General features: G+C 74.9%; 9 protein-coding genes. All 9 read left to right on the top strand.

Annotated elements, in window-relative coordinates:
* A partial coding sequence (locus tag AB8A24_RS42370) for a GTPase-associated protein 1-related protein (RefSeq protein ID WP_369479167.1) occupies window positions 1-1,445 on the top strand: 1,445 nt, incomplete at its 5' end.
* A 698-nt stretch (window positions 1,446-2,143) separates the two neighbouring features.
* Complete coding sequence (locus tag AB8A24_RS42365; protein WP_369479166.1) at window positions 2,144-3,139, top strand: hypothetical protein; 996 nt, start codon at window positions 2,144-2,146, stop codon at window positions 3,137-3,139.
* Window positions 3,136-3,264, top strand: coding sequence for a hypothetical protein (locus AB8A24_RS42360; RefSeq protein ID WP_328961127.1), 129 nt, complete (start codon window positions 3,136-3,138; stop codon window positions 3,262-3,264). Before AB8A24_RS42365 ends, AB8A24_RS42360 begins: the two co-directional genes overlap by 4 nt.
* Window positions 3,265-3,300: 36 nt before the next feature.
* Complete coding sequence (locus tag AB8A24_RS42355) at window positions 3,301-3,963, top strand: VWA domain-containing protein (protein ID WP_030010476.1); 663 nt, start codon at window positions 3,301-3,303, stop codon at window positions 3,961-3,963.
* Window positions 3,960-4,910, top strand: coding sequence for a PP2C family serine/threonine-protein phosphatase (locus AB8A24_RS42350; RefSeq protein WP_369479165.1), 951 nt, complete (start codon window positions 3,960-3,962; stop codon window positions 4,908-4,910). Before AB8A24_RS42355 ends, AB8A24_RS42350 begins: the two co-directional genes overlap by 4 nt.
* Window positions 4,907-6,238, top strand: coding sequence for a protein kinase (locus AB8A24_RS42345; protein ID WP_328961129.1), 1,332 nt, complete (start codon window positions 4,907-4,909; stop codon window positions 6,236-6,238). The genes AB8A24_RS42350 and AB8A24_RS42345 overlap by 4 nt, the downstream gene beginning before the upstream one ends.
* 447 nt (window positions 6,239-6,685) lie before the next feature.
* Entirely contained in the window at window positions 6,686-7,708 is a 1,023-nt protein-coding gene (locus tag AB8A24_RS42340; protein WP_328961130.1) for a ketoacyl-ACP synthase III, read from the top strand.
* The gene (locus AB8A24_RS42335) at window positions 7,705-8,460 is read left to right on the top strand and encodes a glycosyltransferase family A protein (RefSeq protein WP_328961131.1); all 756 of its coding nucleotides are present in this window, start codon (window positions 7,705-7,707) and stop codon (window positions 8,458-8,460) included. The genes AB8A24_RS42340 and AB8A24_RS42335 overlap by 4 nt, the downstream gene beginning before the upstream one ends.
* Window positions 8,460-8,858, top strand: a 399-nt coding sequence (locus AB8A24_RS42330; RefSeq protein WP_369479164.1) for an AMP-binding protein, incomplete at its 3' end; no start/stop codon positions are given. The genes AB8A24_RS42335 and AB8A24_RS42330, both read left to right, overlap by 1 nt.

Below are 8,858 nucleotides of genomic sequence, written 5' to 3'. Positions count from 1 at the left end.
CGATGCTGGTCGCGCACGTGGACGGCGAGGGGAAGGAGCTCGCGGCGCGGGCCGAGCGGCTGCTGGCGGCCCTGGACGGCTGGGCCCCGCCCGCGGTGTGCGAGCCGCTGGTGGCCCTGACCCTGACCGAGGCGGTACGGACCGGCGCGCCGCCCGCGGACCTGCCCACCGCGGGCGCCCTGGGCGCGGCCGTGCGCGGCCGGCTCGCGACGGAACTGGAACCGGGCCTGCGGGCGGCCCTGGACGGCCCCGCGGTCGAACCGGGGCATCCCGCCGGGCTGTTGCGGGTGGCCTCGGTGCTCGGGGTGGACGTGGGCGACCTGCTGCCCGGTGTCGCACGGCAGTTGGCGCTCGCGCTGCTCACCGATCCGGAGGGGACGTACGGGTCGGGGGTGCGGGCCGCGCTGGCCGAACTGCCCGTGCTGCGCGCCCTCGTACTCGACCGGCTGGACTCGCTGGCGGCGGGTGATCCGGCCGCCGGACGACGGCTGTTCGAGCGCACCGCGCTACGGCCGACCGCGGCCGACGCGCGACCGCACCTGCGGATGTGCGCCGAGGCCGCGACGGCGCCCGCGAGCGCCGCCGCGGACCGGGTCGGGGCGTTGAACGCCCTGCTGGCCGGGTCGGGCGTCTCGCTGTACGCGGAGCCGTTGGTGCTGCGGACCGCGATGCGGCTGGTGTGGGATGGGGAGCCGCCGGGTGCGGGCGAGGCCGGGCTGGTGCTGATGGCGGCCGGGGCGCAGGTCCACCGGGAGGCCGGGACCTGGGAGTTGCTCGTGCGGGCGGCCGTGCGGGCCCCGGCCGGGGACGCCGAGGCGGCGGAGCTGGCTCCGGAGCTCCTCGGCCAGTTCCAGGAGGAGATCCCGGCCCGGCTGCGGCCGTCGCTGCTGCTGCTGGAGCTGACCCGGAACCTGCGGTCGGGCCCGGCGGGCGGGGGCTGGGTGCGCCAGGTGCTGGACCTGCGGGCGCTGGATCCGGAGCCGGGCCCCCGGGAGAGCGCGTACGCGGCCCTGTGCGCGCGGCTGCTGGCCGGGGACCGGCCGGACAGCGAGCTGCGGGCGCTGATCGAGAGCAACGACGCGGAACTGCTGGCCGCCTACCGGGCGCAGGCGCGCACACCGGCGGTCCGTGACCGGCTGCGGCTGGATCCGGGCTACGCCGCGGACTGCTTCACGGTGTGGTCCTCCCAGCCGCAGGCCGGCCCGGCCTGGCAGGAGGCGCGTACGGATCTGCTCGACGGGGTGCTGCGGCCGGCCGTACGGAGCCTCACTCCGGCCGAACTGGCCGAGGTGGAGCAGTCGCTGGCCCAGCTGGGCGGGCGCTGGGCGGACGAGTTCCGCGGCTGGCAGCGGCCGGGCGCGTTCGGTCGCCTGCGCGAACGCTTCGCGGGGCGCCGCTCCGGCTCCGCCGGCGGCAGCGGCACGGCCGGTGGGGACGGGGGCTGACGTGACGGATCCGGAGCTGATCGCACGGATCCTCGGCGCCCTCACCGGGGTGGTCGGGGTCGCCGTGTGCCTCGGGTACGGGCTGTGGCGGTTCCTGGCGCTGGCCCTGTCGGCCGCCTGGGCCGCCTTCCGGACGGATCCGCCGGGCGGCACCGACCCGCGGATCACCCCGTACACCGGTCCCGAGCCGGCGCGGCCCGCGTACTGGGCCGGGCAGATGTGGCTGGACGCCCGGTTCGCCGGACAGGCCGCCGCGCTGACCGTCTGGTACCTGCTGACCCGGCACTGGCTGGGCCTGGTGGTGCGCCGCCGCCTGCTGCGCGGCCGTAACGGGCAGACCGGCGAGCTCGCCGACAACGGCTTCGGCCGGCTGCTGCTGCGCCTGTTGGCTCCCGGTACGGCGCTGGCCGCGCTGCTGTCGGCGCTGCTCGCCTCGGTCCTGCTGGCCGGCGTCGCGTTGTTCTTCGCCGTGGAGATCGTCCTGGTCGCGCTGGCCGCCCTGGCCGCCACCCTGGCGGGGCGGGGCGCGGAGCGACTGTGGAAGCTGGCCCTGGGCATCCGGATGAAGTGCCCCTACCCCGGCTGCTACCGGCCGTTCCCGCTGGCCGTGCACCTGTGCCCGGCCTGCGGCGCCGCCCACCGCGAGCTGCGGCCCGGCGCCTTCGGCGCGCTGCGGCAAGGCCCTGCCGAGCACCCTGATGACCGGGCGGCGGGCACTCACCGCCCGGTGCCCGCACTGCGACCGCAACCTGCCGCCGGCCGTCGGCACCACCCGGGTCGTGCACCTGCCGCTGATCGGGGGCACCTCCGCCGGGAAGACGATGCTGCTGGCCGCCGTGCTCGACGGCCTGCGGTCCTGGTCGCACGAGTCCCGGCTGACGGTCGAGTACGCCTCCCCCGACGACCTCCGCGAGGCCAACGCCCTGGGGCAGGAGCTGAACCGGACCGGGTGGACCCTCAAGACCCAGGGCGGGCAGCCGCGCGCCCTGATGCTGCTGGTCGGGCACGGCCGCCGGCGCCGGCTGCTCTACCTGTACGACCCGATGGGCGAGTCCTTCCGGGACGCGGACACGACCCGCGGCCAGGGCTACCTCGCGCACGCCGACGGGGTCCTGCTGGTGACCGACGTGCTCGCCGCGCCGGTCGTACGCCGCGCCCTGCACGCGGGCGACACGGAGCGGGCGCAGGCCGCCCGGCCGGCCGACCTCGGGCCGGTGGAGACGTACGCGGGGTTCACCGGCGAGCTGCAGGGGCTCGGTGGCCGTCGCGGGCGCCTGCCCGTGGCCACGGTGGTGACCAAGCGGGACGCGTTGGACCGGCTGGACTCGCTGCCGCGGCCGGCGGAGCCGGTGGAGGCGTGGCTGGCCGAGATCGGGCTGGACGAGCTGGTCCGGGCCCTCGGCCACGACTTCGCGGCGGCCCGGTACTGGGTGGTCAGCGCCCACGCCGCGACCGGGGCGGGCGCCCTGGACAGCGAGCGGCGGCGGGCGGCGGAGCCGGTGCTGTGGCTGCTGTCCCGGACCGGACTGCGCGTCGGAGGGCTCGTCCGGGACCGGCGGGAGCGGCCGGACGCACCTGTCCGGGCGGACCCCCGGACCCACCCGGACCCTCGGGCCCGCCCGGACACGGAAGGCACGGAGGGCACGCAGGACGCACAGGTCGGGCACGGCGAGGAAAGGAGCAACACCCCATGATGACCCCGCAGATCACCCGGGGCCGACGGATGACGGCGGCCCTGTTCGTGTCGGCGGTCGTGATGACGGCGGCCGCCGCGGTGGCGGCGCTGGTGCGGTACATCCCGCAATGGACCGGAAGTTGAAGGAGACACGCGGTGAGTGACATCCCCGGCGGGCCGATGGCGAACCGGCCCGTCCATTTCATCTGGCTGATCGACTGCTCGTACTCGATGCAGGGCGAGAAGATCGGCCAGCTCAACTATGCGATCAGAGAAGCGATTCCGGAGATGCTCTCCGTCGCGCAGGACAATCCGGCGGCCCAACTGCTGTTGCGCACGATGACGTTCTCCACGACGGCCCGCTGGCACCACAAGGACCCGGTGCCGGTGGAGCAGTTCACCTGGCAGGACGTCCAGGTGGACGGGATGACCAATCTCGGTGAGGCCCTCCAGCTCGCGGCGCGCGAACTGGACACCCCGCCGATGCCGCAGCGGGCGTTGAAGCCGGTGCTGGCGCTGGTCTCGGACGGGGTGCCGACCGACGACTGGAAGGCGGGGCTGCGGGCGGTGGACGCGACCCCGTGGGGCCGCAAGGCGGTCCGGGTGGCCATCGCGATCGGCGCGGACGCCGACCGTAACGTGCTCCAGGAGTTCCTGGGCAATCCCGAGCTCCAGCCGCTGGACGCGAACAGCCCCAAGCAGCTGGCGGCGGCGATCCGCTGGGCCTCGACGGCCGCGGTGAAGGCGGCCTCCCAGCCGGTGGCGGGCTTCGGGGACGCGACCGTGAAGCAGCCGCCGTACGCCCCGCCCGTGCTCGCCGACGACGATGACGACGTGTGGTGAGCGTGCCCGAGCTGATGATCCACGGACCGCTGCCGCTCTGGGACACGCTCCGGGGCAGCGTCCAGGGCGTGAACAAGGCGCGCAATCAGGACCACCACGACGCGGAGGGCCTCGGCACCGCCGCGCAGCCCCTGATCATGGCGGTGGCCGACGGCCACGGATCGGCGGTGCACGCGCGCAGTCATCTCGGGTCCCGGTTCGCCGTGGACCTGTTCGTCCAGCAGGCCCGGCAGTTCGCCGCGCTCGCCGAGCCCCGGGGCGGGACACGGCCGCCCAGCCTGGCCTGGTTGATGAACTACGCCCAGTACACGCTGCCGCGCCAGCTGGTCAGCGCCTGGCAGGAGACGGCGCTCGGGCACTGGGAGCGCAGCAGCTCGCACGGCGAGCCCGGGTTGTCCCCGACGGACAAGCTGGTGCTGTACGGGAGCACGCTCGTCGGCGCCGTGCTGACCCCCCGGGTCTTCGCGGCCTGGCAGCTCGGCGACGGGGAGCTGGCCGTGGTGACCGACGACGGGCAGGTGACCGTACCGCTCGCGCCGGACGAGGCGGATCTGGGTGACGAGACGGAGTCCCTGTGCTCCCCGCAGGCCTGGCTGCGGGTACGTACGCACTGGGCGCCGGTGACGGCCCCGGCGCGGGCGCCGCGGCTGGTGTCGCTCTCCACCGACGGGCTGTCCAAGAGCTTCGCCTCGGACAGCGGCTTCCGACAGTTCATGGCCGGACTCGACGACCGGCTGTCGGCGGAGGGTCCGGAGTGCGTCCGGGCCGTCCTGCCCCAGTGGCTGACCAAGGCCTCGCAGCACTCCGGGGACGACACCACCCTGGTGGCGGCCTGGCACACCGCGACGGCCCTGACCGAACCGGGCCCAGTGCCGCCCGCCGGCGGTGGCGCCGCCGACCCGGCCGATCCGGCCGACATGACCGACCCGTACAGGAGTGACGAATGAGCGGCATGCTCGACAGCGGTACCCGGCTGACGGCCGACAGCGGCCTGGGCGTGGAGGTCTTCGACCTGCTCGGCGCCGGCGGCCAGGGGGAGGTCTACCGGGTGCGCACCGCGGCCGGCGACCAGGCCCTCAAGTGGTACTACCCGGCCTGCGCGACACGGGAGCAGGAGGACATCGTCCGCCAGCTGGTGGACCGGGGCTTCGACGACGACCGCTTCCTGTGGCCCCGGGACTTCGTGGGCGACGGGCGCGGCGGCTTCGGCTATCTGATGGACATCCGCCCGGACCGGTTCAAGGGCCTGCCGTTGCTCTTCCGCCGCAAGCTGCGGACCACGATCCGCGCCCTGCTCACCGCCTGCCTCTACACGGTCGAGGCGTACCAGGCGCTGCACTCGCGCGGGATCGCCTACCGGGACATCTCGTGGGGGAACCTGCTCTTCGACCCGACCACCGGCGAGGTGCTGGTCTGCGACAACGACAACGCGGTGGTCGAGGGCGACAGCACGGGCATCTCGGGGACCATGGCGTTCATGGCGCCCGAGCTGGTGCGCGGCGAGCCCGGGGTCTCCCCCGGCACCCAGAGCGATCTGCACTCCCTGTCGGTGCTGCTGTTCATGCTGTTGATGAACCATCATCCGTTGATGGGCAGGCGCGAGTTGGCGATCCGCTGTTTCGACGAGGCCGCCGAGCGCAAGCTGTACGGGAAGGACCCGCTGTTCCTCTTCGACCCGCTGGACCGCTCCAACGCTCCCGATCCCGTGGAGCACGCCACCGTCCTGGCGACCTGGGCGGTGGTGCCCGACTCCCTGCGCGATCTGTTCACCAGGAACTTCACGCGGGGCCTGCACGACCCGGCCGGCCGGGTGCGGGAGTCGCAGTGGCGTGACGCGCTCCGGGCGGTCCTCGACGCGGTCGTGGACTGCGCCCACTGCGGCAAGCAGAACATGACGGAGCCGCGGTCCGCCTCCCCGGGCTCCTGCTGGAGCTGCGGGAACGCGCTGGTGCTGCCGCCCCGGCTGGTGTTGACCACGCCCCCGCCGCGCACCGAGCACCACATCATGCTGCACCGGTCCTCGCGGGTGCAGGCGCACCACCTGGCGCCGGAACCGGCCCGGCACGACTACGGCGACGGCACGCTGGTGGCACAGCTGACCGAACATCCGCAGCGGCCGGGTAAGTTCGGGCTGGCCAACCGTTCGGGGTCGGCGTGGACGGGTACCCGCGCGGACGGCAGCACGCAGGAGATCGCCCCCGGGCAGACCGTGCCGCTGCGTTCGGGGCTGGAGCTGGACTTCGGCGGCGCGCGGGCGGTCGTACGGGCGAGGTGAACCGGCCCGACCGGGTGCGGCGGGTCAGCCCAGGAGGCGGCCGAGCTCCTGGGCGAGGGCGAGACCGGTGCTGCCCGCGCCCAGCCCGAGGGTGATGGTCTCCAGCGACCGCCGGATCAGGCCCGGTTCGGCGGCGCGGCCCTCCTGCCCAGCCCGGTCCAGCTCGCCGCGCAGGGCCCGGGCGCAGCCGGGTCACCGCGTCGTCCCGGTACTGCGCCGGCACCGGTAATCGGCGTGCCGCCATATCGCGTCCTCCCCCGTGGCCTGTGGCCTGTGGCCTGTGTTCTCACCCTATGTAAACGGCCTCGGATGTCCCGGAGTTGGACGGGGACGGGCGGGCGCGGTCGCACGTCCGGTCGCCGTACTCAGCCGGCCTGTGCGGCGCGGGGTGCCGAACTGAGCACGCGTACTCAGGTCCCGGGCCGGCCGGCTTGTCATCGTGAGTGCATGTTCATTCAGCCATGTGATCCGCTGCCGCGCGTCGGGATAACCGCCGTCGGCAGCCTGCTGCCCGACGAGGTGCTGTCCTCCGACGCGCTCCAGCGGGAGGTGGCGCGCCGCAGTGGACTGACGCTGCCGCCGAGGCTGCTGACCCAGGCCACCGGGATCGTCTCCCGCCGGGTCGCGGGCGAGGGCGTGTACGCCTCCACCCTCGCGGTGGGCGCCGCCCGGCGGGCCCTGGACGCCGCCGGACTCGGCCCGCTCGACGTCGACCTGCTGCTGTTCGCCTCCGCCTCCCGCGATCTGGTCGAGCCGGCCACCGCGCACATCGTGCAGGCGGAACTGGGCTCGCGGGCCCACGCGCTGGACGTCACCAACGCCTGCAACAGCTTCGTCAACGGGATCGACCTCGCCCGCTCCATGATCCTGGCCGGGCGGGCGCGGCGGGCCCTGGTGGTCACGGGCGAGACGCCGAGCCGGGCGGTGCGCAGGGACCCGGCCGATCTCGCGGAGCTGCGCGACGGCTTCGCCGGATACACCTTCGGCGACGCGGGGGCGGCCGTGGTGGTGGAGGCCGTGGAGCGCGGCGGGATCATCGCCGTGGACACCGAGACCCACTCCGAGCACTGGGAGGTCGGGGGCATCCCGGGCGGCGGGTCACGGCACCCGCGCGGGGACGCGTACACCTACTTCCGCGGCGACGGGCACGAACTGCGGGGCGTCTTCGAGAAGGTGGGCACCGCCGTCATCGACCGGACGCTGCACCGCGTGGGGATGGACGTGGACGGCTTCGCCAAGGTGCTGGTGCACCAGGTGACGGTGCCGTATCTGGAGCGGTTCGCGGAACTGACCGGGGTGCCGGCCGGGAAGCTGGTGGTGACGGTGCCCGAGCTCGGCAATGTCGCGAGCGCGAGCATCGGGCTCCAGCTGGACCGGGTTTTCGACGAACTGGCTCCGGGGGAAAGGGTGTTGTTCGTGGGCCTGGGCGGCGGCATCAGCATCATGACGATGGTCTGGGAGAAGTCGTGACGGCCGCCGCCCCGCCGATGTGGGTGGTCGTGCCGGCGCACGAGGAGGAGGCCCGACTGACCGACACCCTGCGGGCGCTCGCCGCGCAGCGGGACCGGGACTTCACCCTGCTGGTCGTCGACAACGCCTCGACGGACGGCACGGGCGCCGTGGCCCGCGCGTTCGCGGCCGGCGCCCCCTTCCCGGTGGAGGTGATCGAGGAGCCGGAGAAGGGGGTCGGCTCCGCCGTGGACACCGGCTTCCGGTACGCGATCGGCCGCGGCGCGGCCCTGCTCGCCCGGACGGACGCCGACTGCCTGCCCCGGCCCGGCTGGACCGGAGCCGCCCGCGGCGCGCTGATCCGCAGCCCCGGGCTGGTGTGTGGGCGGATCGTGGCTCGCCGCGACGAGCACGGACCGCTGGGCCGGGCCGGGTTCGGCGCGCTGGTGGCCCTCGCCGCGCTGTTCGGCCGGCTGCGGCCCGAGCACGCCCGGCGGCGCGGCTACCGGGCGCCGTACCGCATGCACGCCGGGAACAACATGGCCATCACCGCCGAGCTGTACCTGACCGTCGGGGGCATGCCCCGGCGCCCCTCGCCGACCGACCGGCTCTTCCTCAACGCCGTACGCCGCCACACCGACCGGATCACGCACTGCCGGGAGATGGTCGTGGAGAACTCGACGCGGCGCCTGCGGGCCTACGGGCTCGCCGGCACCGCCCGCTGGTACCTGGACCAGGGCAGCGGCACGCACGGAACGGACGACCCCCGCTGATGCTGGACCACCTCGACCACGCGCTGCGCAGCCGGCCCGAGCGGCCCGCCGTGCTCACCGCCGCCCGGACCGGTGCGCCCCGGGTACGGGCCACCCGCGGCGAACTCGCCGAGCTGGCCGACGCCTTCGCCGCGGCCCTGCACGCGCGCGGCCTGCGCGCCGGGGACACCGTCGGCGTCGCCGTCCGTCCCGGTCCGCGTGCCCTCGCCGTGCTGCTCGCGCTGTGGCGGCTCGGGCTGCGGGGGGCCGTACTGGACCCGGGCGCCGGGCCCGACGTGCTGCGCGCCCGCCTGGCGCTGGCCCGGCCCGCGCTGGTGCTGCCCGCCCTGCTGCCGAAGCTGATCTCCTACGACGCCGACACCGACGAGGACGCGCTGCGCCGCCGGGCTGCCCGGGAG

Origin of the sequence: Streptomyces sp. BF23-19, assembly GCF_041106355.1 — a bacterium.
GTDB classification, from domain to species: Bacteria; Actinomycetota; Actinomycetes; order Streptomycetales; family Streptomycetaceae; genus Streptomyces; species Streptomyces virginiae_A.
This window is presented reverse-complemented; position numbering and strand designations above follow the sequence as displayed.

What these genes read in the sequence shown, in the direction of transcription:
- AB8A24_RS42365 (WP_369479166.1), top strand. Translation starts at nt 2,144, where the DNA reads ATGACCGGGCGGCGGGCACTCACCGCCCGGTGCCCGCACTGCGACCGC.
- AB8A24_RS42355 (WP_030010476.1), top strand. Translation starts at nt 3,301, where the DNA reads ATGGCGAACCGGCCCGTCCATTTCATCTGGCTGATCGACTGCTCGTAC.
- AB8A24_RS42345 (WP_328961129.1), top strand. Translation starts at nt 4,907, where the DNA reads ATGAGCGGCATGCTCGACAGCGGTACCCGGCTGACGGCCGACAGCGGC.
- AB8A24_RS42340 (WP_328961130.1), top strand. Translation starts at nt 6,686, where the DNA reads ATGTTCATTCAGCCATGTGATCCGCTGCCGCGCGTCGGGATAACCGCC.
- AB8A24_RS42360 (WP_328961127.1), top strand. Translation starts at nt 3,136, where the DNA reads ATGATGACCCCGCAGATCACCCGGGGCCGACGGATGACGGCGGCCCTG.